At 39.3% G+C, this 25,291-nt stretch carries 22 protein-coding genes; 19 read left to right on the forward strand and 3 right to left on the reverse strand.

The features are described 5' to 3' along the window. Positions 1 to 132: 132 nt before the first annotated feature. The gene (locus M3600_RS26285; RefSeq protein ID WP_251648161.1) at positions 133 to 906 is read right to left on the reverse strand and encodes a class I SAM-dependent methyltransferase; all 774 of its coding nucleotides are present in this window, start codon (positions 904 to 906) and stop codon (positions 133 to 135) included. 125 nt (positions 907 to 1,031) lie between these two features. Between M3600_RS26285 and M3600_RS26290 the strand changes: the two genes are divergently transcribed. Then, positions 1,032 to 1,895 carry a LysR family transcriptional regulator gene (locus M3600_RS26290; protein WP_251648163.1) on the forward strand — a complete coding sequence of 288 codons (864 nt, stop codon included), beginning with the start codon at positions 1,032 to 1,034 and terminating at the stop codon, positions 1,893 to 1,895. Positions 1,896 to 1,903: 8 nt separating this feature from the next. Here M3600_RS26290 and M3600_RS26295 read toward each other — a convergent pair whose 3' ends face one another. Beyond that, complete coding sequence (locus M3600_RS26295; protein WP_251648165.1) at positions 1,904 to 2,164, reverse strand: hypothetical protein; 261 nt, start codon at positions 2,162 to 2,164, stop codon at positions 1,904 to 1,906. A gap of 161 nt (positions 2,165 to 2,325) precedes the next feature. On the opposite strand from M3600_RS26295, the gene M3600_RS26300 reads away from it, so the two are divergent. Continuing rightward, the gene (locus M3600_RS26300) at positions 2,326 to 3,066 is read left to right on the forward strand and encodes a MurR/RpiR family transcriptional regulator (protein WP_237941206.1); all 741 of its coding nucleotides are present in this window, start codon (positions 2,326 to 2,328) and stop codon (positions 3,064 to 3,066) included. A gap of 179 nt (positions 3,067 to 3,245) precedes the next feature. Next, a complete protein-coding gene (locus M3600_RS26305) occupies positions 3,246 to 4,700 on the forward strand; it encodes a glycoside hydrolase family 1 protein (RefSeq protein ID WP_237941207.1) in 1,455 nt (484 codons plus the stop codon). A gap of 33 nt (positions 4,701 to 4,733) precedes the next feature. Here the strand turns inward: M3600_RS26305 and M3600_RS26310 are convergent, their stop codons facing one another. Further along, a complete protein-coding gene (locus M3600_RS26310; protein ID WP_233314317.1) occupies positions 4,734 to 5,852 on the reverse strand; it encodes a GerAB/ArcD/ProY family transporter in 1,119 nt (372 codons plus the stop codon). Between the two features lie 331 nt (positions 5,853 to 6,183). Between M3600_RS26310 and M3600_RS26315 the strand changes: the two genes are divergently transcribed. The 16 genes from M3600_RS26315 (at position 6,184) to M3600_RS26390 (ending at position 25,169) form a co-directional block, all read left to right on the forward strand. Next, the gene (locus M3600_RS26315) at positions 6,184 to 7,638 is read left to right on the forward strand and encodes a diadenylate cyclase (RefSeq protein ID WP_233314316.1); all 1,455 of its coding nucleotides are present in this window, start codon (positions 6,184 to 6,186) and stop codon (positions 7,636 to 7,638) included. 78 nt (positions 7,639 to 7,716) lie between these two features. Continuing rightward, positions 7,717 to 8,379 carry a hypothetical protein gene (locus M3600_RS26320; protein WP_233314315.1) on the forward strand — a complete coding sequence of 221 codons (663 nt, stop codon included), beginning with the start codon at positions 7,717 to 7,719 and terminating at the stop codon, positions 8,377 to 8,379. 203 nt (positions 8,380 to 8,582) lie between these two features. Further along, a complete protein-coding gene (locus M3600_RS26325; protein ID WP_233314314.1) occupies positions 8,583 to 10,196 on the forward strand; it encodes a DUF1593 domain-containing protein in 1,614 nt (537 codons plus the stop codon). 192 nt (positions 10,197 to 10,388) lie between these two features. After that, positions 10,389 to 12,086 carry a methyl-accepting chemotaxis protein gene (locus M3600_RS26330; protein WP_233314313.1) on the forward strand — a complete coding sequence of 566 codons (1,698 nt, stop codon included), beginning with the start codon at positions 10,389 to 10,391 and terminating at the stop codon, positions 12,084 to 12,086. 118 nt (positions 12,087 to 12,204) lie between these two features. Then, the gene (locus tag M3600_RS26335) at positions 12,205 to 13,266 is read left to right on the forward strand and encodes a C45 family autoproteolytic acyltransferase/hydrolase (protein ID WP_233314312.1); all 1,062 of its coding nucleotides are present in this window, start codon (positions 12,205 to 12,207) and stop codon (positions 13,264 to 13,266) included. Positions 13,267 to 13,353: 87 nt separating this feature from the next. Next, a complete protein-coding gene (locus M3600_RS26340) occupies positions 13,354 to 13,899 on the forward strand; it encodes a Rossmann-fold NAD(P)-binding domain-containing protein (protein WP_251648167.1) in 546 nt (181 codons plus the stop codon). A gap of 116 nt (positions 13,900 to 14,015) precedes the next feature. Next, entirely contained in the window at positions 14,016 to 15,011 is a 996-nt protein-coding gene (locus M3600_RS26345; protein WP_251648168.1) for an AraC family transcriptional regulator, read from the forward strand. A gap of 137 nt (positions 15,012 to 15,148) precedes the next feature. Continuing rightward, complete coding sequence (locus tag M3600_RS26350; protein ID WP_237941213.1) at positions 15,149 to 16,417, forward strand: glycoside hydrolase family 1 protein; 1,269 nt, start codon at positions 15,149 to 15,151, stop codon at positions 16,415 to 16,417. A 165-nt stretch (positions 16,418 to 16,582) separates the two neighbouring features. Further along, positions 16,583 to 17,881 carry an MFS transporter gene (locus tag M3600_RS26355; RefSeq protein WP_251648170.1) on the forward strand — a complete coding sequence of 433 codons (1,299 nt, stop codon included), beginning with the start codon at positions 16,583 to 16,585 and terminating at the stop codon, positions 17,879 to 17,881. A gap of 76 nt (positions 17,882 to 17,957) precedes the next feature. Beyond that, complete coding sequence (locus tag M3600_RS26360) at positions 17,958 to 18,860, forward strand: alpha/beta hydrolase (protein ID WP_233314307.1); 903 nt, start codon at positions 17,958 to 17,960, stop codon at positions 18,858 to 18,860. 34 nt (positions 18,861 to 18,894) lie between these two features. Next, on the forward strand, positions 18,895 to 21,804 hold the full coding sequence (locus M3600_RS26365) for an alpha-L-rhamnosidase (RefSeq protein WP_251648172.1): 2,910 nt from the start codon (positions 18,895 to 18,897) through the stop codon (positions 21,802 to 21,804). Positions 21,805 to 22,056: 252 nt separating this feature from the next. Then, positions 22,057 to 22,485 (forward strand): GNAT family N-acetyltransferase, encoded by a 429-nt coding sequence (locus M3600_RS26370; RefSeq protein ID WP_233314305.1) that lies wholly within the window; start codon positions 22,057 to 22,059, stop codon positions 22,483 to 22,485. Between the two features lie 33 nt (positions 22,486 to 22,518). After that, entirely contained in the window at positions 22,519 to 22,830 is a 312-nt protein-coding gene (locus M3600_RS26375) for a putative quinol monooxygenase (protein ID WP_233314304.1), read from the forward strand. A 47-nt stretch (positions 22,831 to 22,877) separates the two neighbouring features. Further along, on the forward strand, positions 22,878 to 23,438 hold the full coding sequence (locus M3600_RS26380) for a DEAD/DEAH box helicase family protein (protein WP_233314303.1): 561 nt from the start codon (positions 22,878 to 22,880) through the stop codon (positions 23,436 to 23,438). A gap of 135 nt (positions 23,439 to 23,573) precedes the next feature. Beyond that, positions 23,574 to 24,392, forward strand: coding sequence for a helix-turn-helix domain-containing protein (locus M3600_RS26385; RefSeq protein WP_251648174.1), 819 nt, complete (start codon positions 23,574 to 23,576; stop codon positions 24,390 to 24,392). A 21-nt stretch (positions 24,393 to 24,413) separates the two neighbouring features. Next, the gene (locus tag M3600_RS26390) at positions 24,414 to 25,169 is read left to right on the forward strand and encodes a DMT family transporter (protein ID WP_251648175.1); all 756 of its coding nucleotides are present in this window, start codon (positions 24,414 to 24,416) and stop codon (positions 25,167 to 25,169) included. The last annotated feature ends 122 nt before the right edge of the window (positions 25,170 to 25,291 follow it).

A 25,291-nucleotide genomic window follows, 5' to 3' on the forward strand; every position in this document is an offset into this window, starting at 1 on the left:
GTTTGCATGTGAAAAATGTGGGGGTGAAATGTATCCTGAGTATTATAAAGGGGTACATGGCATAGAGTACAAATTATCGGATATTCTCTAACCATGAAAAGGACCGGGCTATGCCCGGTTTTTCTTAATTGTTTATTCCTTCATACCGATGACTCGAATTCGTTTATAGTCGGCTATCCATGTGCCATCCACATATAAATCTGCTCTTAATTTAGCTTCTACACTTTTAATAATCTTATTTTTTGTGCTCTCTGCCATTCCTGCAAAAAATGCTCCACCAAACATCTCCAGCCAGTTATACAGACCGTTTTCACCAATAAAAGGTGTTGGCCTGTCAAAATGCTGTGCATAAATACAGCGGAATCCTATTTGCTCCATTTTGGTTGTATACTCAGCAATACTCGGGAAATACCAGGGATACTTATCCCAGTCAAAGGTCAACCCGCAAGCAGCGATTTCTGATAGAACTGCTTCTGAAATCTTTTGCACATTGCCTTTTCCACCGAATTCGGCAACAAACCTTCCTCCTTGCTTTAAACTTGTATAAATGGAAGCTAATGCTTGCTCAGGAGGCTTAACCCAATGAAGTGTCGCATTGGAAAAAACAGCATCAAATTCCTCGGTATATGGAAGGTTTGTCGCATCGCCTACAAGGAAGTTCAGATGAGGGTACTTCTTTTTTGCGGTAGCAATCATATTCGGCGAGTTATCCATGCCAAGAACTTCACAGTTGCTCGCAGATAACTTGTTTGCCAAATCTCCTGTGCCGCAGCCAAGATCCAATATTTTTTCCACAGCTTTCGGGGCAAGGAGGCTGACTAAATCACCTCCGTAGTTTGATACGAATGAATGTTTTTCATCGTATAAGCCTGCATTCCACATGTCTTGCTTACTTATGCTGTTCATCGTCTTTCCCCTTTCTTTCGTATATGTATATTTCTGTAATTAGATTATAATGGGAATAACATTGTTTGGAAATTAACAAAAAACGAAGAAATTAATAACGGATAGTTATTAGAGAGTAGGTTAACATGGATATTAAATGGCTTAAAACGTTTATTGTTGCTGCAAAGCATGAGAATTTTCGCATCGCATCAGAGGAGCTGTTTTTGACACAGCCTGCTGTCACAAAGCATATTAAAAGATTGGAAGAAACATTGCATACAGAATTGTTTGATAGAATCGGCAAAAGTATTTCGCTCACATCAGCTGGTCATCATTTTCTGCCCCTTGCTATGGAAATGATGGATAAATATGAGCAAGGCTTGGAGAGTTTTGAATCGTGGAAGCAAGGTTATGTAAAAAAACTGACTATCGCAGCAGCACCGCAAATCGCTTCAAGCATTTTGCCGTCGATTTTACGCAGCTTTATGGACCAATACCCGGATATTGAGGTACTTGTCCGCGTGGTGAGCTCCTATGAAATGGGGGAAGAAATCAGCCTATTAAAAGCAGATATCGGATTATCACGTTTAAAGCCTATCCAAGCTAGTCTACATGTAGAAACCCTTCATGAAGATAAAGTAATGCTTATAGCGCCTCCTCAAAAGCAAATGGAGGAAGGGGAGGTGCTAAAAAAATATAGGTTAATTACGCATAATCATCCAGAATATTGGGAGGATCTGCTACATGTCATTAAAAGAAATTATCCTGCTGTCAGGACGATGATGGTAAATCAAATGGAAATAACGAAGCGATTTATAGGAATTGGACTCGGTGTATCTTATCTGCCTTACACGACTGTTATGGAAGAAATAAAGGAAGCCAGGCTAATGGAAGTAAAGGCGGATAAAATATCGCCTCCAGCATCAACTACCTATTTATTGTCGAAGGTGATAACAAAGGAGGCAAATTTATTCATTTCGTTTTTAAAAAGACAGATTGCGACCATGTAGGAGAACTGCTATAAGTTCTCTGCTAGAATAATTTTTTCTAGTTCTCTATGAAAATGCAGCTTTTGAACATGGTCAGCTAGAATCTTGTTTACATCCGTTTCTTTTATGAATGCACGAACAGCACTATTCATTTGCAGCATTGTTCCATATTTGTTTAAAAGCTGCATATACATTGTCTCTTTTTGAAGCAGCTTGTATTTTTTATAAAGTAATCGAGAGGGCGAAGCGGAAAAAATACCTATTATCAGGCTGAACAATAAATCTAACAATTTCATGCAACTCCGTTTACATTAAAGTTTTTTTCTTTGTTACTATCTACGTGCAAGCAGTCAAAGAAGTTTCTTTATTAAAAGAAAATAATAGTTTTGCTTACTCCAAAAGTTTCAGCAAGTGTGAATAGTATGGTAGAATTGCATTCGAGGTGGTAAAAATGGAGCAGCTGATTTATACGCTGTTGGCATATATCAACAATTCCTTGAACAAGGATATTAATTATCATGTAGCAAGAGGTCTTCTTGAACATATTCATGAGATTGAAAGCTTCTCACTCGAAAGCGCTGCAGATGCTTGTCATGTGGCACCATCTACGATTAACCGCTTTTGTAAGAGAATTGGATTCCGGAATTTTTCTAGCATGCGCAACAGTGTCAATATCCCAATTGATGCATCACTTAACGAAACGAATCATACTCCACTACATACACATGAACTGTTTCAGCAATTAAACGAAAATCTTGCCATGATTGATCAAATACCGCTAGAGCAGATTGATCGCATTGCAACACGTATCAAAAAATCAAAAAGAATCATCATACTAGGTTTTGAGAAATATCAAGTCCAAGCGATGGAACTGCAGAAGAAGTTGCTTCTTTTAGGTAAGCTGAGTGAGTGCGGCACCAATTTCTTTAAACAAATGGATGCATTAGCAGAGCTTGGCGAGGATGACCTCATTATTACGATTTCCATTCAAGGGAATATATTTTCTGCCTATTTTCCATTTATTGAAAAATTCAAGGCTGCACAAGGTCAAAAGCTCCTTATAACGTTTTCGGACGAGCTTGGTAAATTAGGCGTTTTCGATGAAATCATCCAATGTGGCAAAATAGAAAACTCAAGCGTGAGCAGTTATACACTTCTGAGGCTGTTTGATGTGCTCTTTTCCCGCTATTAACTGGTCTCATTCAGACCAGTTCCCCCCGTTGACAGCAGATAGGTGTTGGTCTATCAGCTTTAATTCTTAGTGACGTGAATAATAGTTTTTATAAAGCCAATAAGCTGGTCTTAATCAGACCAGTTTTTCTTGTGGAATACTAGTATCATAGATTTATAAACATACTAGGAGGCATTGATATGAAAAAAAGTCATTTTCCTGAAGGATTTTTATGGGGCGGAGCAACAGCAGCTAATCAGCTCGAAGGGGCTTATAATGAAGGCGGAAAAGGATTATCTATTTTCGATATGGTAGCATTCGTGCCGAAGGAAGAAAGAAATCATGAAATTGAAATGGATGTAAGAAGTGAAGAGGAATTAGAAGAGCTGCTTGCTGGAAAAGGCGGAGATAACTTCCCAAAACGCCGCGGCATTGATTTCTATCATCGTTATAAGGAAGATATTGCGCTTTTTGCGGAAATGGGCTTCAAAACATTCCGTATGTCGATTTCTTGGCCGCGTATTTTTCCAAATGGAGATGAAACGGTACCGAATGAAGAGGGCCTAGCATTTTATGACAGAGTGTTTGATGAACTGCAAAAATACGGAATTGAGCCATTAGTAACATTGTCTCATTATGAGCTTCCACTGAATCTTGTGCAGAAGTATAATGGCTGGACTGACCGCAGATTAGTAGACTATTTTGTGCATTATGCTGAAACCGTCTTCAACCGTTATAAAGATAAAGTGAAATACTGGCTGACATTTAATGAGATCAATGTTTCCACAATTTCACCGTATATCGGCAGCGGTATCCTCGTAGACCGTGTTGAAAACCGTGAACAGGCTGTTTACCAAGCACTTCACCATCAATTTGTGGCAAGTGCAAGAGCAGTTAAAGCTTGTCACGAAATCATTCCAGGTGCGCAGATAGGCTGTATGCTTGCCCGCATGGAAACATATGCTGAAACATGCAATCCAGATGATGTGCTTGCAGCATTGGATGAAGACCAAAAAAATCTTTTCTTCACAGACGTACAAGTGCGCGGTTATTATCCTAGCTATATGAACCGTTATTTCGAGGAAAATGATATCAAGATTGAAATGCTTCCAGGTGATGAAGAAATTCTGCTTCAGCATCCAGTTGATTTCTTGTCCTTCAGCTATTACATGACAATGGTATCAAGTGGTTCACCTGATAAAATGAAAGAAAAAGGTAACTTCTTTAGCGGCATTCCAAATCCTTATTTAGAAGCATCTGATTGGGGCTGGCAAATCGATCCGAAAGGATTGCGCATTACGTTGAAGAAAATGTATGACCGTTACCAAGTACCATTGTTCATTGTTGAGAATGGATTGGGTGCTTATGATAAAGTAGAGGAAGACGGCACTATTCAGGATGACTACCGAATTGATTACTTGCGTGCTCATATTGAACAAATGGGCGAAGCGATTAAAGATGGCGTAGATGTAATGGGCTACACTAGCTGGGGCTGTATTGATTTAATCAGTGCAGGTACGTCTGAAATGTCTAAGCGCTACGGCTTTATCTATGTAGATCAAGACGATTATGGCAATGGTACATTGGAAAGAAAGAAGAAAAAATCGTTTGACTGGTACAAAAATGTTATTTCCACAAACGGGGCAGAACTATAATTAAAATTAACGCCTTCTCACATGGAGAAGGCGTTAATTTTTGCTAGCAGGAATTTTATCCCTTTTGCTTGGTGCTTTTTTTACTAACAGGATGAACAATATAATTATGGGGATAAAAAATTGCAGCGGCAAGTTTAGAAAATAAGGAATAACCTGAAATCCCTCGAGGACATGATCCGCAATTCCCCGCGCAATAAATACCGTAAATAGCGTAATAATGCACATAATCGGCATAGTAAAATATCGATACGGAATTTTACATACATATTCTAGTCCCTTTAATCCAGCAAACATAAACACAGAGCTTTTCACCAATATGCCGAGCAAGATAATAAATGCTGTTATCGCATCAATTCTTTCGATAAATTCCCCAATTGCAACTAAGCGGGTTGCGCTTAACAGCGGAAAAGTCGCTCTTGATGCGATATTGCTTCCTAATGCAAGGGTAACGATTAATGTCGCCACAGTCAGAAAAAAGCCTGACATAATAACACCAAAGATTAACACATTATTGCTTTTTTTGAAGTTAGCAAGCAAAGGAAATATACAAGTAAATGCAATTATTTGACCGTATGGGCGCACAAGCTCATATGGAAATATTACTTTCAAAAGCGGCTTAACTCCACCTTCGAGTATAGGTGTTATGTTTTCAACAGAGAAATTTCTGCTTGCATACAGAAAAACGGCCAGTAAGATGAAAAAAATAATCGAATACGGCGTGAATATTTCAGTGGTTCTTCCAAGTACTTCAATTCCTGAATATAGGATATAGGCAATTGTCAGCATAAGTGCTAATGTCTGAACTTCGATAGGTGTGTTTGGCAGAATAACCGTCGATGTCATTTCAATAAAATCTCTGATGACACGGGCAGCCATATAAAAAAAATAAACGATGTATACAAAGCTAATCAAGACAGCAAGCGGTCTCTTAAAACAATACTCCATCAGTTCATATAAGTTCTTTTCTGGTAAAAACGAATGCATATAGTGATAGGCTAGTACAATCGCTATCCCAATAATGCAAGAGATTAATACAACAATCCAAGCGTCCTGCTTCCCTTTTAAACCGATACCAAGCACGACAGAGCTTCCCAAATTAAAGCAAATGACTAGGGCAAGCAGCTGATTTAATGAGATATTTTCCTTCATCATATGGGAAGTTTTCCCTCTTTCTTGGCCGATTTAGCCTTCTTGCACAAGAGTAGTATGTGTTAAAAATTTGTGATTATACTAATTGTTTCCATTCATCTATCTCGCTTATTAAAAGGAGTAAAAAAGGCAGTAAAATCCTTCATTGTGAAAAGTATCAATATTTTTACTTTTCTGGTAAAATGAAATCATAAAAAATTTCCAAAAGAGAAAGCTCTAATGGTTGGCAAGTTTCCAATTACCGTTGTTGCAGCAAAAGTTTAACTTGTGTCTATTTTTAGTTTGAATCAAGTAATCTATCACTCACACAAAAACACTAATATCGGAGGCTTTTATGAGACAATACCAAACGCTCCAAGAGACTTATTCTTTTTCGGAAAGTTATCAAGAACAGTTAGCTGACACGATGCGAGAAACATTTGATATAGTATCGATTAAAGACAAACCGATTGTCAGTTTATTTAAATTAGATTATTCCCTTAATACTAAAAATAAAAAGCCGAGTTATAATACGCTGCAAGTAAATAACATAGCCATTATCTTCGACCCGGAGTATAACTATAAAATAGAAATGAATCAGAAGCATCGTTTTCCGCTTCGGTCCACTTCGTATTATTCGGAGGATGTGTCCTCTGATAATAAAGTAAAAGAATTCTTTAAGGATTATATCGACGACACGCTTACTGCGTTGTTTGCGAAAAGAAAGTCGGAAATAATAGACATCTTCTGCAGTTTCATAGAAAGTGAGAATACGGTTGTTATAGAAGTAGTGGAAATGAAAACAGGAGAGTTTAAAAAGTACAGAAACAGTGGATTTTTTCATCAATTAGTTTCAGATTCTATCGTATATGCGAGCAAGCCTCTTATTCATGAAGGAATGGAACATTATATTAGCACAAATAACATCGTCCGAAATGTTGCTGAGAAATATATTAGCAATACATTTTTATCCATTCTTGAAGTATTTGATTTAGCAATCTATCAAAAGTTAAATGAGATTGCGACGAGTTACTACGAAGGAGCTGAATGCTGCGGCAAGATCCTCTTTTGCAAGGAGAATGATATAGTTAACAGTGCTGTAATGTTTGTTGATAGAATGCCGCTCACTAATTATAAAGGCGTTCGTAAACTACTAGAGATAGCCCAAGAAAATATATATCTCCTATCTAATGGCAAGGAAATAATCGGCTTCATTGAATGGACTAAGGAGCTGAATAATCGCATAAACGGCTACTCTGTGACTTTTGTAAGTCATGCTAATTGGGATTTAGAAGAAACAGGAAATAGAAAGAAAAAGATATTTCATGTTAGTTATGGCATTCCCCAATTCCCAAAAGCGCCTTTAGAAGAAGCGGAATTTGCAGCATGCTTCAATCAAGCCTTTTCGAATCGGTATCATTACCGGGCGATTTGGGATTTGTGTACACAAGCTAAAAATCAACAAAAAGGTACGATGCTCGTTATTTCAGAACAAGCTGCAGCAGAGGCTAGCCGCCTGTCGAATCAATGCATACGCTTAGAATATAAAGCAGATAACAAAAATTTCTTCAGCTCTATCAAACATATTTCCGCTATTGATGGAGCGGTGCTGCTTCATCCAGATGGGAATTGTCATGCTATCGGTGTTATACTAGATGGCACTGCAGATACACGTTTCGGTGATCGATCAAGAGGTGCAAGATATAATTCTGCATATCGCTATTTACATAGTACAAAGTATAAAAATTGTCTTATTCTTGTAGTTTCAGAGGATGGAATGATTGATTTGATACATACGAACAAATTATAAGGAACAGCCTTGGGATAAGAACCCAGGGCTTTCCTTTTTAGGATGATAAATAGTATAGAACGAATAGGGGGGCAACAAATGGAAACAACTACATTGTTTGTTGGAATTGATACAAATATTTCCTTACAAAGAAATTTAGATAAAAGAAAAAAACGGCAAATTAAGAGGACAGATTTAATAGAACTAACTCCGAATGTTTCTTATGCCTCGTACAGAAAAGACGAGACGATAATCCGTACCTATTTTTTAAAAAAAGAAGTTATTTTATTTGTTGAAGTAACACCCTTTATAAAGGAAATGGAAGAAATCTTTGGAATATGCAGTTCTGACTTGGATGTGATCACTACAGATCTATCACATGAAGCCCTTATACCAAAATTTGAGCATGTGTTAAAAGAGTATGAAAACCAAACGAGGCACTTTCCTATACTTCATGCATACGGGCAAAAATCCTGGCATGATGAAGCCTTGATTGTTGCTAATAAGGAGGCATTAATAAAGCTGAAAAATGCCATTGATGTTGCCTTAAAGTATGGAGAAGGACGCCTCTCTGCATCAACAAGTGATGGTGAAGGATATGACCTATACGTAAAATGTCTTAATGGGGATGCAGAAACGAATGAAGTTTGGAGAAATTTGGAGCTGCCTTATCATGACAGAGAGATGTATGCTCCACAGGAGGAAGAAGTCGATCCATACTCTATAAATTCTGTTTACAGCCAACTTTTGAACAGGCAGTAAACCAGCAAAAATAGGCTAATAGTAAGATGAAAACGCTATATTGATAAGGTAGAATATCGTTGTAAACGCTTAAAATACATATGGACATTAGGAATGTTACCTAACGGGCATAACCTAAACAAATGCATGGCTAAATCCGTGTGTTTGTTTAGGTTTTTTGTTTTTCTCCCGTTAGGTAATCTTCTAAAATCCAAAAAGAGGGGATGAAAAGGATGAAAGGAAAAGGGTTAATTACTTTGTTGCTGATATTTGCTATCATTGCAGCGGGCTGTTCAAACAGCAAAGAGGAAACTAATTCATCTAACGAAACAAAAACAGAAAACAGCAGTGACAGCAAACCAGCTGAAAAGCAAAAAGCCAGAACGGTTATTACAACAGATGGCGAAGTGGATGATATGAACTCTGTACTCCGCTACTTAGTGTATGCCAATGAGATGGATTTAGAAGGAATTGTGCTGACAAGCTCTGTCTACCATTATGCAGGTGATAAAGCAAAAGGAATTGAACCTTTTAGATGGACAGGGACCCAATGGCTTACAGATATGATTAATGCGTACGAAGAGGGTTATCCTAATTTGGTGAAGCATGCTGACGGCTATCCTGAACCAGATTACTTACGCAGCATTACAAAAATCGGTAATATTTCTAATGTAGGGGAAATGGAAGAAGAGACAGAGGGATCTGAGTTCTTGAAGGAACTGTTCCTCCATGATGATGATAGTGATTTATATGTGCAAACATGGGGTGGAACAAATACAACGGCCCGTGCATTGAAATCGATTGAAGAAGAATATAGCAAAACAGATGATTGGGAGAAAATTAAATCGAAAGTAAGCGATAAGCTTGTTTTATATATCATTTTGGACCAGGATGACAGCTATAGTAAATATATTGCTAAAAACTGGCCAGATATCCGCATCATTAATGATACCTCGAATTTCTGGCATTTTGCATATGCGTGGAAATTACATTCTGAGGAATTAAACACAAAGCTTACTGGTGATTGGCATAAAGAAAATATTGTCGGTCATGGTCCGTTAATGGATATGTATGCATTAATGGGTGACGGCAAGATGATTGATGGAGAGCTTTTCGAAGAGCAGCGCGGTACGGAAGAATACTTACAGAAAAATCCTCAATATCAAAAGTATGATTTTATTTCAGAAGGTGATTCTCCATCCTTCTTCTACTTAATCGACAATGGACTAAGAAGCTTGGAGGACCCGACATATGGAGGCTGGGGCGGCCGCTTTGACGCTGTGAGCAGCAAGGTGTATAAAAACACTGTTACAGACTTTAATGTGTACGCAAACCGCTATGAAGCAGAGTATTCTTTAACACGCTGGTTTGATGATATACAAAGCGATTTTGCAGCAAGGGCAGATTGGCTGACTGCAGAAAGCTATGAGGATGCAAACCATAATCCAACAGTTGAGGTAGAAGAAGGTTTGGATTTGGCGGTTGAAAAGGGAGAGGAAGTGACGTTGCATGCTAATGGCAGCGATCCAGACGGTGATGAAATCTCCTATAAATGGTGGAGATATTTTGAAGCAGATACGTACGAAGAGTCAAAGGTAGCTAAGAACGACACAGTTTCAGATGTAACAGATGGTCTTCAGCTTGGCCTTCATCGTGAATTGGCAGAAGGAGAAGCAACGGACACGATTGAATTAACAGGCAAGGACACAAAAACAGTGAGCTTCACTGTGCCAAAAGATGCGAAATCTGGAGATACACTTCATATTATCGTAGAGGTGCAGGATGACGGTGCACATAAGCTTAAATACTATCAGCGTGTTATTCTAACTGTAAAATAAACAATTGTCTAAAGGCGGTGGAAGCTATTCTGCCGTCTTTTTTCCTATTGTATAGAAGTTATGGAAACTCCTTCCTCTGTTGTACAACAATATTTTCAAATGAAGATGAAAAGTGATTAATTTTCACAAATTTGGACCGATACAACCATTAGCATCATTAAATTGCTAATTTTTTAAGGGATGGGAAAGTGTATGAAATTACAGCTTAAGATGAAATTAGGCACAAAGATTAACTTAATTGTTGTTGCCATTATTATTGTTTTATCCGTGGTAGTCGGGTATGTGGCAAATAGTGAGATTACAAGGGGAATAAAGGAGTTTGCAACAGAAAAAGCAAAAGGTGATCTTGCGCTTAGTTATAACTATGTAAATAGTGAATACCCTGGCGAGTGGAAAGCGGACGGAGATAAGCTTTTAAAAGGCGAGACAATAATCAATGATAATAATGAATTAGTCGACATAATTGGCAAGGACACCCACGATACAGTTACATTCTTCTTAGGTGATACAAGAATTGCGACGAATGTAATGACAGACGGCAAGCGGGCAACAGGTACACAAGCATCACAAGAAGTAATTGACACCGTTATTAATAATGGAGAAACATACTACGGCGAAGCAAATGTAGTCGGGAAAAACTATCAGACAGCCTATATGCCTCTGAAAAATGCAGCAGGGGAAGTTGTAGGTATCATGTATGTTGGTGCCTCAGAAGAAATGATTGATAATATCCTGTCTTCTTTCTTAACGAAATTTGTGATTGTATTAATCATTATGGTTGTTATTGCAGTGGCAGTCGTTCTTTTATTTACAAATTCAATAAGAAAAAGACTGAAAAAGCTTACTGCAGCCTTGGAGTTGGCAGGCAACGGCGATTTTACTTCAAAAGTGGAGGATAAATCGACTGATGAGCTGAGCCTATTATCTGTAAGCTATAATAAAATGACAGACAGTTTAAAATCGATGATGAATGAAGTTATCTCAACATCTGAACAGTTAGCTTCTTCTTCAGAACAGCTGACGGCAAGCTCAGAAGAGACAAGCAAAGCGACAGAAGTAATTACAGAATCAATCCAGCAGGTCGCAAATGGTGCAGACCAATCAGCATCAAATGTACAAGACAGTGCTGCTGCTCTTGTTGAAGTAACAGAAGGCATTCAATCAATTGCTGATAATGCTCAAGCAGTTTCCGATGTCGGCTTGAAGGCGACTGAAAAAGCGAAGAATGGCGGACTGTATGTGGATAAAACGGTTCAGAAAATCACTGAAATCAATCATTCTGTTGCCAAAACAGGGGAAGCGATTAAAAATTTGGACTCCCGTTCACAAGAAATCGAGAAAATTACTAATGTGATTACAGATATCGCTAATCAGACAAATTTACTAGCGTTGAATGCTGCAATTGAGGCTGCCAGAGCAGGGGAAAACGGAAAAGGCTTTGCTGTTGTTGCAGATGAAGTCAGAAAGCTTGCCGAACAGTCTCAAGCATCTTCTGCTCAAATATCAGCACTTATTAAGACAATCCAAGCAGATATGGTCCAATCTAATGCGTCAATGGAACAAGTGACATTGGATGTAAAAGAGGGCTTGGAAATCGTCGAGCAGACGAAAGCGAACTTTACAGAAATTATGGACTTTATGCAAAATCTTACAGAGCAAATTGAAGGAATGGCTCATACTTCGGAAATACTTGCTGCAGGCACACAAGAAGTGGCGACAACTGTTTCAGAGATACAAAATATTTCTGGACAAACATCGATGCATTCACAAAATGTTGCCGCCTCAGCAGAGGAGCAGCTAGCATCCATGGAAGAAATTGCTGCATCTGCTCAAGCTTTATCTCATTTAGCAGAGGACTTAAAAGAAGTAATCAGCAAGTTCAAAGTATAATTGATTGCCAGTCTCCAATAATTGGGGACTGGTTTTTCTGTATAGGTTAAAAGTATATCTCTTCCATTTCCCTCCTTTTCCAAGTATGCTAAAGAATAGCAGAGATGGGGGATATGAGATGAAAAAAGTTTATGCAGATGTCATGCAATTTCGTGGAACACATTATGACTTTGGTTATAAGCAAGGAGAATATTTTAAAGAATCAATCCTTGTAAAGAACAGGGAAAGGCAATGGAAGGTAAGAAAGCCGAAATTCAAGATAGATATCGAGGAAACCCGACTTATCTTTGCTAAATTCGCCCCGTTAATCTGGGAGGAATTTGAAGGCTTTCGTGATGCATTAGGCTGGCCGATGGACAAGGTGCTCCTTGAATTTTGCGGCTATCGTCTTGATATTGACAAGTCAGGCTGTTCAATTTATGTCGGCGGTGATTATTTAATCCGAAACTATGATTATCATCCAAAAACATATGATGGCCGCTATACCATTTTTAAGCCGACTGACGGAGGATATGCCATCATCGGTCCAAGCCAAAGAGGCACAGGCAGAATGGATGGCATGAATGAACAAGGCTTGACGATGGGCTATAATTTCATGAACAGGAAGAAACCGGGCACGGGCTTTGTGTGCAATATGATCGGCAGGCTCATCTTAGAGCTTTGCAGTACGGCAGAAGAGGCGGCCGCTTTGCTCAAAGAAATTCCCCACCGTCATTCCTTTAGCTATGTATTGTTTGACAGAAGCTGTGAAACACCATTTATAGTGGAAACCTCTCCAAGAAGAGTGGAAGTGAGAAGAGGCTTTTCTTGTACAAACCATTTTAATATTATGACAGAAGAAAACCGCCATGTTCTAGATGATTCGAAAAGACGCCTCGAAATTATCGAGACCCATCAAACCAGTTTGATAGGTGGAAAGGAAGCCTTCAGTTTGTTGAATGACTCCAATGCAGGCATATTCTCCAATTTGTATGGAGCTTGGGCTGGAACCATTCATACTTCTGCTTATTTCCCTAAGGAAGGAAAAGCTTGGTTTGCACTTGGCGGTGACCAAGACCCAATTGAATTCAATTTTTCAAACTGGCTTAAAGGAGAAGACTTGCCGATTGAAAAGGTCGAAGGCTTGATTGATACAGATATCCCATTTGTTCATATGGAGCAAGCTGACTGGTATAAATAAACATGTGCACCTGCAATTAAAAAGACCATGGTTCTTTTAATTTGCAGGTGCCTTTTTTACAAACAAAATAATAAGGAGCGGGAATGAATGAAGCATGCATTAGTAGTAGGCGGGACAGGAATGCTTTCGGAAGTAACGATTTGGCTGGCAAAACAGGGTTATATAGTCTCTGTAATCGGAAGAAATAAACATAGAATGGACGAGATCAGAACCATTTGCCCAAATTCTATCATTCATCCAATTTTGGTTGATTACAGCAAGCTAGAAGATCTAGAGTCAGAATTGCGAAATACTATTCGTATTCATACCAATATTGAGTTAGTGGTTGCTTGGATTCATTCTTATGCAGAAGAAGCTGTTAACCTTATTATAGATACAGTTTCTAAGGATTCAAGCACTTGGCAGTTATTTCATGTGCTAGGAAGTAATGCAGATTTGCAAGTCTTGCAAAGCAGGCTTACAGACAAGCGAAATATGATATATCATCAAATTCAGCTAGGCTTTATGATGGATGATGGTCATTCACGCTGGCTGACGAATAAGGAGATAGCAAGTGGTGTAATCCAAGCTATGATAAACAAGAAGTCTATTCATATAGTTGGAGTAACAGAGCCAAGGGAGCAAAGGCCATAAAAATATTTTTATTTGTGAGTGTTTTAGAGGTTGATATGATATATTTGAAGAAAAAGCAAAAGAAAATAAAAACAAACAAAGAAATATGTCTAAATCTACTAAAAAGGAGCCTGCCTGTGAATAGTGCTGAATTAAGAGCAAAGCTTAAAAGCTATAATAAGATGGACCCTCCAGACTGGAATTTTATTAAAACTACTTATCAGGTTGAACCGATTGCGACAATTAATGGCGAGCCGTTGTATGAATTTAATATGATATTTGATCCATCACATAATCCGATTGAAGATAATATCTTCCTGTCCCAATGTCCTGCAAATGCATATGTTCCCATGCATATTCATCAATATATTGAGCTGATATATGTGTATCAGGGCAAATGCAAAATCATTCTTCAAGATGATGCCATCGATATTCTGGAAGGAGGTATGATTATGATAGACAAAAATACTCCTCATACGGTACAGGCGACGACAAGCTATGATATTGTGATTGAAATTAAGCTGAAGCATGATTACTTGTCGACGAATTTCTTGAGCAGATTTACAAATAAAAGCATCATCTCACAGTTTTTAGTCGACTCTCTCATCGGCAGCAGAAGTGCTAATAAATATCTTTTTTTTCCGTTTGAAGCTAGCTCCAACTTTAATAACATTATGGAGCATATTATGTGTGAGTATTTTGATGAAGATGCTTTTACATCAGGCTTGATAGATGCCTATTTGTTTATTATGTTTACGGAGTTGATCCGGCACAGCAACAGCTATACAAGCATGAAGATGAACCATCGAACAGAAAGAGACGTAATTATTGTTGATTTTTTGAAATATATCGAAAACCATTGGAAGGACTGCAGCCTTGCTTTAATGGCAGAGCAATTTAAATATCACCCTAACTATATTTCTGCTATTCTAAAAAAAGCTACTGGCAAGTCGTTCACTGATTTGCTGCAAATTCAGCGGATTAATAAGGCTGCGCTTTATTTGACGAATTCGGATATGCCGATTCCAGACATTGCCGAAGAGGTTGGTTATTCAAGCGTTTCTTTTTTTTATAAAAAATTCAACGAAATTTTCCTTCAGACACCAAAGGAGTACAGAGAGCAAAACCGTTAATGATAACTTAAGTCTCTTAACTACCTAATATCTTTGAATCGAGCAAACATTTCCTTTGTATTTGCCATTAAATCAATTGAAAACGCTTGCTACAATAAAAGACATAAGAGTAAGTAAAAGATATTAGGGGTGTATTCATGATGAGTTTTTCATTTCCAAAGCAATTCCTCTGGGGCTCAGCAACGGCAGGCCATCAGGTGGAGGGCAATAACGATAACAGTGATTTTTGGGCAGAGGAGCAAGTCGAAGGCTCGCCGTATCAAGAAAAATCGGGGGATGCAATCGACCATTACAATCTTTATAAAGAAGATATCGCCCTAATGGCAAGCCTTGGCTTAAAAGTGTTCCGCTTTTCTATAGAATGGTCGAGAATTGAGCCAGAGCCAGGACAGTATTCACAAGCTGCCTTGGATCATTATCGGGACGTTCTTGAAACATGCTATGCCAATAATATGACACCTTTTGTCGCGATGCATCACTTTACATCACCAAAATGGCTGATGCAATTTGGCGGCTGGGCAAGCCCAGATGTACCTGAACGCTTTGCCAACTACTGTGAAACAGTATTCCGTGAGCTAGGTCATTTAATTCCGTATGTTTTGACGATGAATGAGGTGAATCTGCCTGTCATGCTTCGTGAGCTGTTTACGGGCATTGGGTTTATTCCGCCGGTCGGAATTGATCAAGATGCATGGACAGCGCCTAAATGGCGCGAGGCTGCAGCTGAGCGTTGTGGTACGACAACAGACAAGTATTTTACTTTCCATATGATATCTGATGAGAAATCGATGAAGCTTCTCCACAAAGCTCATGTTAAAGCGCGCCAAGTGATCAAGGATATTTCTCCTGACACATTAGTTGGCTTTTCCATGGCGCTGTCTGATGTACAATCCATCACAGGGGGCGAGAAAATAGCTGCGGAAAAATGGCATAGCTATTTTGAACAATACTTGCCGATGATGGCAGGTGATGACTTTTTTGGTCTGCAAAACTACACGAGAGAAGTGTACGGTCCAAATGGTCAAGTGCTGACAGAGCATGCAGAACGAACACAAATGGGCTATGAATATTATCCGGAAGGCTTGGCAAATGTCATTCGCAAAGTATCAGCTGCCATCACCATTCCAATCATTATTACAGAGCATGGCATTGCTACAGACAATGATGAAAGACGTGTAGAATTTATCCGCAGAGGATTAGAGGGTGTTCAGGCTTGTATAGAGGATGGTATTGATATAAGAGGTTATTTGCATTGGTCCACTTTTGATAATTATGAGTGGAATTCAGGTTACTCCAAAAAATTCGGATTAATTGAGGTAGACCGCACTACACAAAAAAGGACGGTAAAAGAAAGCGCCAAATACCTTGGCCAAATCGCTCAAACCTGCTCCCTTGTTAACAATTGACCTTACCACTTGCTCCCAAGCTTTTAGGGAGCAAGCTTCTTATTATAGTTATTATTCGATAATCTTTGAATCAAGCAAAAATATTCTTTGATTATCTCATTCATTCGTTTGAAAGCGCTTGCTATAATGTGAAAAAACAATACTAAGGACAAAGTTGGAGGGAAAATGATGGAGACAGTTGGCTGGAAAAGGACACCGTTTAAGAGGTTGATAGTAGCGGCAATGCTTGGTGTCGGTACTGCTATCGCACCACTAGTATTATTAGGATTTGGTCTTTCTACTTTTATTGTAATAAGAATTGTCGGTTCAGAGGATGCGACTGCTGTTTATGGAACGGCATCAGGGATTACAGGAATTGCCATTGTTATTTTTGGATTGTTTGGAGGGGTGATTGCTGATAAGACAAGGCTCAAAATGGGGAGAAGAAGATTTTGGATGGTAGCAGGAAGCATTCTTGGTGCGATTTCCATGCTGATGCTTACCTTTGCATCATCCATTCCTATATTCATTATTTCTTTATGCTTGGTGAATTTCTTTTACGGCATGGTTTCCCTTTCCAGTTATGCAATAGTTCCAGAGCAGGTAGATCCGGATAAATTCGGCCGTGTGTCAGGTTTGATTGGAGCCGCTGGACCTGCGTTAGTTATGTCTGGTCAAATGCTGATGGGGGTGCTCGCCAATTCAACGATTGAACAAAAGATGATTGCATTGATTATTGTCCAGCTGATCGGCGGAATAACGGCGGCACTTTTAATTAAGGATAATTATTTGGCGAAAACAGCCACAATCAGCAAAAAAAACCTTGGTATTCGCGGCTTTTATCCGAGCTATAAACAGCATCCTGCATATACTTGGGCCCTTTTAACAAAGCTGTTCATCAATTTCTCCAATGCAGGATTGAATATGCTCACTTTGTTTTATATTGCCAGATTTCATTTAAGCGAAGCGGAAATTTTTCAAATTATGGGGCTGACTGCGCCTACGATTATCATGATGGTTGGAGCCGGCATTCTCGGCGGGTTTTTATCAGATAAAGTGAAAAAGCAAAAGCCGTTTGTAATGGGAGCGGCCCTAGTTACCGCACTGTGCCTTGTTGCCTTTGCATTCTCCACAAGCGTGGCATGGGTTATTGTCGGTAATTTCATCTTTAACTTTGGGTTCGGTATGTACAATGCTGTCGATAATGCCCTTGTAAACCGCATCCTGCCTTCTAAGGAAAATGCGGCGAAAGATATTTCTATCATGAATACAACAACAAATATGGCCTCCACATTAGTCAGCTTTGCAGCTCCAGCTCTGATTGCTTTTGGTGCAAGTACATTTGGCGGTGATGGATACACGCTGTTTTTCCTAGTGCTCGCTGTGTTTTCCATTCTCTCTGCTATCGCTGTTCTTCCGATTCCAGAAATGGAAGGAAAAGGGGATGTTGATGACGAACCTATGGATGAAATCGTCGTTTCCTAAATGTTGATTGGGATGAATATCTATTCATCCCTTTAAGGAAAGTGACGCATAAAGCTGCCAAAGGGGAGAAGCATGTATGAAAATCGAAAAGATTCAGTTGTGGGAAGATAATGCTCATGTTACCTTGACTGCCTATCTGCTAGAGAATTCTCAAGAATTTCAAACAGATAAAAAGCGTCCTGCTGTTATTATTTGCCCAGGAGGGGGTTATTTAAATACATCTGACAGAGAGGCAGAACCGATTGCTTTACGGTTTGCTTCAAAAGGCTACCATACATTTGTGTTGCGCTACAATACGTACTTTCGTGAGTGGGTGAAAGATTTCAAACAGCTACCGGAGGTAAATGAGCGCTCTCTCTATCCCAATCCATTACTTGATTTAGCGAAAGCGATATCTTTAGTAAGAAGAAATGCGAAAGAATGGCTTGTAAATCCAGATGCCATTGCTTTATGCGGCTTTTCTGCTGGTGGTCATTTGGCAGCAAGCATGGCTGTTCATTGGCAAGACAGCTTCCTCCAAGAGTCTATTCAAGCAAGCAGCGATTTATTTAAGCCAAATGCTGTTATATTAGGATATCCGCTCCTTGATTATGAATGGATGAAAGCAAAAGTAGAGCGTGATGCGGATGAGAATAAAAAAAGCTTTTGGGAAATATCAAGCAAGGCAGTTTTCGATACAACCACACCTACTGACCAACAGCTAAGAGAAGCAAGTCCTGCCCGTTATGTCACTATAAATACACCGCCTGTCTTCCTATGGCATACAGCCGATGATGATTTAGTTTACGCAGAAAATGCTTTAGTTTTTGCTGTAGAACTAACAAAGCATCATATTCCCTATGAATTACATGTATTTGAAAGTGGTGTACATGGATTGTCGCTAAGTGATGAAACGACAGCAGGCAACGCTGAACACATAAACGAAGCATGCCAGCCATGGTTTGATTTAGCGGCCGCATGGCTGAAAAGGCAGTTCTAATAATGACAGAAATTTTACTAGAAAGGAAGTAACTATGACACACTTAAAAGCAGCATCCTTAACAACTGAGTACCGAACAAATCCACTCGGCATTGATTGTAAAAAACCACGGTTAAGCTGGAAAATCATTTCCGATGAAAGAGGAACATTGCAGCAATCCTACCAAATTCAAGTTTCTGAACATCCTACTTTTGATACATTACTGTGGAATACAGGCATCATTCACTCACAAGAGTCCTTGCATCTTCCATATGAAGGTCCAGATCTAAAAGAAAGAACTAGATATTTTTACAGAGTGAAAGTCTGGGATAATAAAAGCCGCGAATCCGCTTGGAGTGAAACAGCTTGGTGGGAGACTGCTTTGTTTGCCGAATATGACTGGAAAGCACAATGGATTACACCAGATGAAGAAGTGATAGACCGTTTGAGTGAGCCGGCTTTTTGTCTAAGAAAAGAATTTCAGCTGCAAAACGACATTGCATCTGCCCGCATATATGGCACAGGCTTAGGTCTGTATGAGCTGTATGTAAATGGAGAGCGTGTCGGTGATGAGCTGTTTGCTCCCGGCTGGACCAGCTATCACAAACGTCTTCAATATCAGACATATGATATCACATCCCAACTTCAAGCGGGACCGAACGCCTTTGGCATCATGCTTGCAGACGGCTGGTATAAAGGGAATATGACATGGGAAAACAAGCGTCATATATACGGCGACAGGCGAGCAGCATTTTTTGAGCTGCATGTAAGATACAATGATGGCACGGAAGATATTATTGTGACAGATCCATCATGGAAAGCAGCATTAGGGCCTGTTGTATATTCAGAGATTTATCAAGGAGAAAAATATGATGCAAGACTTGAGGAGGGTTTCAGTCTGCCTGACTTTGATGACAGCAGCTGGTCTTTAGTGCAAGAACAACAAATGCCTGTAGGTCAGCTGATTGCACAAGAAAATTGGCCGACAAAAGTGACCGAGGTTATTAAGCCTATTGCGGTATTTACGACTCCTTCAGGAGAGACGGTAATCGATATGGGGCAGAACATGGTCGGCAGAATTCGCTTTTTTGTTAAGGCTGATAAAGGAACGAAGATTATTTTAAAGCATGCAGAGGTGCTGGATAAGGACGGAAACATATACTTCGGCAATTTGCGCAAGGCAGACCAGCAAGTAGAATATATTGCAAAAGGAATCGGGCTGGAAAACTATGCTCCGCACTTTTCTTTCCAAGGTTTCCGATATGTGAGGGTGGAAGGGTATCCAAACCAGGAAAACGGGCTTTCTCTCGAGCACTTTGTAGGCGAAGTCATCCATACAGATATGGAGCCGACTGGAGAGTTTGAATGCTCCAACCCGCTTGTAAACAAGCTTCAGGAAAATATTAAATGGGGGCAAAGAGGCAATTTTCTTGATGTGCCGACAGACTGCCCGCAGCGTGACGAGCGCCTTGGCTGGACTGGTGATGCACAAGTATTTATACAGACGGCTTTGTTCAATTATCATGGAGGTCCTTTTTTCACAAAGTGGCTTCGTGACCTCAAGGCAGAGCAGCATCCAGATGGAGGAGTTCCCTTTGTTATTCCAGCTGTAGTCGGCGGTGCCAATGCGGCAGCCTGGGGTGATGCAGCAACAATTATTCCATGGGAGATTTACAAAGCATACGGAGATAAGCGGTTGTTAGCAGAGCAATATGACAGCATGAAGGCATGGGTTGAGTATATGCGTAGACAAGGGGAAAATGAGTACCTCTGGATTGTCGGCTTCAATTTCGGTGATTGGCTTGCCCTTGATGCACCGTCAGGCAGCTACAGCGGTGCCACACCAAAGGACTTTATTGCAACAGCTTTTTATGCACACTCCACGAGAATTCTGCGTGATGCTGCTAAAGTGCTTGGCAAATGGGAAGATGCTAAAAGTTATGGTTTGCTGCTTGAAAATATAATAGAAGCATTCAATCATGAATTTGTCTCTAAATCTGGCAGGCTAGTGTCACCGACGCAAACCGCCCATGTTCTGGCATTGATTTTCGATCTCGTCGATGGAGACGTAAAAAAGCGCACAGCACATGAATTAAACGAGCTCATTATTAACAATAATTATCATTTGACAACAGGGTTTGTCGGAACTCCGTATTTATGCTTTGCTCTTTCAAAAGCAGGTCATCACGAAACAGCTGTTAAACTATTGCTGCAAGAGGGCTATCCTTCCTGGCTTTATTCTGTCAAAAAAGGGGCTACAACCATATGGGAGCACTGGGATGGAATTAAAGAGGATGGTTCGTTTTGGAGCGATGATATGAATTCCTTTAATCATTATGCTTACGGCGCAATCGGGGATTGGATGTACAGAAAAGTTGCAGGCCTTGATATGGATGAAGAGCTGCCAGCCTACAAACGAATCCGCATACAGCCAGCATTTGCCGGAATTCACTTAACCTATGCAAAAGCTGCTTTTGAGTCGATGTATGGCAGAATCCAATCCGCTTGGAGCATAACAGCAGACAAGATTGAACTGAAAGTAGAGATCCCAGCAAATACAACAGCAGAAATTGTCTTGCCGTTTGCACAAACAGCGAATGTGTCAGAAGGCGGCAACCCGCTTGCACAAGCAAATGGAATTTATACGTATAAGGAAAAGGATGATACAGTCACGTTAACCGTCGGATCTGGCAGCTATCATTTCCAATATGATAACAAGAACGGATTAATGGTGGAATTTACGAAGAACTCACGATTGATTGATGTGCTAGCACATCAATCATCAGCAGCTATTCTCGATAAGCATGCACCATGGATTGCTAAGCCGCCAGGCATTTTTGCGATGAGAACAAAAACATTGCAGGAATTAGCAGAGTTTCCAGAAGCGAACCTGACAAAAAATCAAGTGGATGCTTTAATAGAAGAGCTTAACACCATTGAGTGGAAAGCAGAGTTAGTGAAATAAAGCATTATAAGTCATTCATCAATTTGATGAATGACTTATTTCTATTTTAGTAGAAGGGATATAGCCATCTGGTGGAGAATTATTCCAACAAAGACTATGGCCACTTGCAAAAATTACGAGCCTGTGAAGAAAGTAAGGGAAAAATTTTTTCGGATGATATGAATATATTTGGTAACAGCAATATGGATAGGATGCATGATGCACTGAAAACTTTGTCGGACAAATAGAAAGATCGATGGGGTGAAAAGGAGAATGAAAATTTGCAGAGAATCTTATCAAGAAAATAGTGATTTTCTTCGAAAGAGGGTAATAGAATACAATCTTTCCCGCTTGCCAGATGCGGTAAAGCATCCAGTTAACAAACTCTGCTTTACTGCCAGAGATGATAACGAAAAAATCGTTGGCGGTATTTCGGGAGTGATTTTTTGGCATCATTTGCAAATCGAATCATTATGGGTGGATGAGACGAAAAGAGGGGAGGGATATGGCAGCAGCCTGCTCAAAACAATCGAGGAAAGTGCTATTGAATGCAAATGCACCCATATTCAACTGGATACCTTCAGCTTCCAAGCCCCAGAATTTTACCGGAAACATGGCTATGAGATTGCTGGACTCATTAGTGAACATCCTACAAAGGAAAGCAGCCAGTATATTTTAGTAAAACGTTTAAAAAGATCTTAAGCGAAAAAATAGCATAGAGAAGAGGGATAAACTATGGAGAATTTTGGATTATTAGGAAAGTTTACGGCTAGGGAAGAGAATCGTGATATGCTTGCAGCCATTCTAATTGAAGCCGCATCGCAAATGGAGGCAGTTGAAGGCTGTCAACTGTATACGATTAATCTGCCAGAAACTGAACTTGATAGTGTGTATGTTTATGAGGTATGGAGCAGTAAAGCCGCCCACGAAGCTTCTTTATCCCTTGAAGGAGTGCAAACGCTAATTAATCAGGCGAAACCATTGATTACAGGGATGGAGAGAATGGAAAGCTTTAAGCAGGTGTGGGGCAAGGGAACATTCCGGTGAGTCTGTCTTATTCCCGATAAGTATCAGGTAGGAAGGAAGAATACATCATGAAGTTTGTTCTTATATTTGGACCGCAGGCTGTTGGAAAGATGACGGTTGGTCAGGAGTTAGCCGCCATTACAGGTTTAAAGCTTTTTCACAATCATATGAGCATTGATTTAGTCAGTAATTTTTTCGGATATGGAACGAAAGAAGGAAGCAGGCTTGTAAATCTTTTTCGGCAGGAAATCTTTGAGACAGTCGCCAAAAGCGATTTACCTGGATTAATTTTCACCTATGTGTGGGCATTTAATTTGAAAGAAGATTGGAATTATGTTGAAAAAATCTCTAATATTTTTAAACAACAAGGCGGAACAGTCTATTACGTCGAATTAGAAGCAGATCTCGACGAACGGCTATACAGAAATAAAACTCCGAACAGATTAGAACATAAGCCAACAAAAAGAAATATTGAATGGTCGGAATCAGAGCTAAAAAGCTCTCTGGAAAAATATCGATTAAACTCCCGTGAAGGAGAGATACAAAAAGAAGAATATTTAAAAATAAACAATACAGATAAAAGCCCTAAAGACGTTGCTGCGTTGATTAAAGACAAATTCAAGCTGTAAATTCATCGCTTTGCTTCTTGGATCAGAAGCATGGCTTTTTTTTATTGGCTTTTAGTCAATATCATACAAGAGCAGCTATAAAGTCATATGCTACACTAATTTTAAGAAAATGAACGAAAAAGGAGGCACGACTCATTGAAGGAAAAAAGAATGGTGAAATTTGATTCTCAGCTGCAGGTGGAAGCATACCATTTTGATGGGATCATGCAGAAATTCCCAAACCATTTCCATGAATATTATGTTATCGGCTTTATCGAAAATGGGCAAAGGAAACTCACTTGCAAAAATAAGGAATTTATTATTAATAAAGGAGATATGGTCATCTTTAATCCTCTTGATAATCATGCATGTGAACAAGTTGATCTTAATGCGTTAGATTACCGCTGCTTGAATATTAATGCTGATATTATGAAGAAAGTAGCTAAGGAAATTATGGGAGTAGATTATCTTCCTTACTTTACTTCACCTGTTCTTGTGCAAACAAGCTTTGCACCACTGTTAAAGGAAGTGCATGAGATGATTATGTCTACCAATGAAGAGCTGGAAAAGGAAGAAAGCTTTTATTTTTTAATGGAACATTTAATCAAAGAATGCAGCATTAAGTATGAAGAAAGTACATCAACAGATGAGCGTCTGCATGCAGTATGCCGCTATATGGAAAAAAACTATTCAGAACATTTAACATTAACTGACTTAGCAGAGGTTTGTGATATGAACAAATATACGCTCTTGCGGTCGTTTACACGCAATTTTGGCATTACTCCATATAGATACTTACAAACTATTAGGATTAATGAGGCAAAAAAACTGCTTGAGAGCGGGCGTAAGCCAATAGATGTTTCAATGGAGACAGGGTTTGCAGACCAAAGCCACTTCAGCAATTTTTTCACTGAATTTATTGGTCTGACACCAGGCCAGTATCGGGAGATTTATCAACATAAGAAACAAGCATGACGAAAAGGGCGAGGACAAAAAATGAGAAATCAAACTACAAATGGTCATATAGCAGCACTAGTGACTATTTTTATCTGGGGCATTACCTTTATTTCGACTAAAGTTTTACTGACAGGTTTTACACCGACTGAAATTTTGTTTTTTCGGTTTGCTATTGGCTTTATCATGCTGCTGATTATATTTCCAGCGAGGATGAAAGTAGCAGACAGAAAGCATGAGCTGTTATTTATCTGTGCCGGGTTATGTGGCGTTACCTTATATTATTTGTTGGAAAATATCGCTTTAACGATGACAATGGCCTCTAATGTGGGAGTTATCAGCGGAATTGTCCCGTTTTCAACAGCAGTTCTGACGATGCTGTTTTTGAAAGATGAACGTTTAAAAGGAAACTTTTTTGTTGGTTTTGCAATGGCGATGATTGGCATCTTTTTAATCAGCTATAATGGAAAGGCCAATTTTCAGCTAAATCCACTTGGAGATATGCTGGCAGCTGTCGCAACATTTGCGTGGGCAGCCTACTCCGTGCTGACAAAAAAGATCTCAAGCTATGGCTATCATCCAATCCAGACAACAAAAAGAGTATTCTTTTACGGACTGCTTCTTATGGTGCCAACATTGTTTTTCTTTGATTTCAAGCTTGAGCTTGCTAGGTTTGCTAATCCAATCTATCTATTCAATATTCTATTTCTTGGAATAGGAGCTTCTGCCGTCTGCTTCGTAACATGGAATACAGCTGTCAACATTCTTGGGGCAATAAAAACGAGTGTTTATATTTAAAAGATAAGAAAGTATAAAAATTTGGGTCTACCACAGTCATTTAAGCTGTGGTATTTTCATTTTATGGAGACCAATATATTGAGAAGAATATTTTTTGATAAACACCAACATTGGGAAGCTTT

Source organism: Niallia sp. MER 6 (genome assembly GCF_023714395.1).
Classification (GTDB): domain Bacteria; phylum Bacillota; class Bacilli; order Bacillales; family Cytobacillaceae; genus Niallia.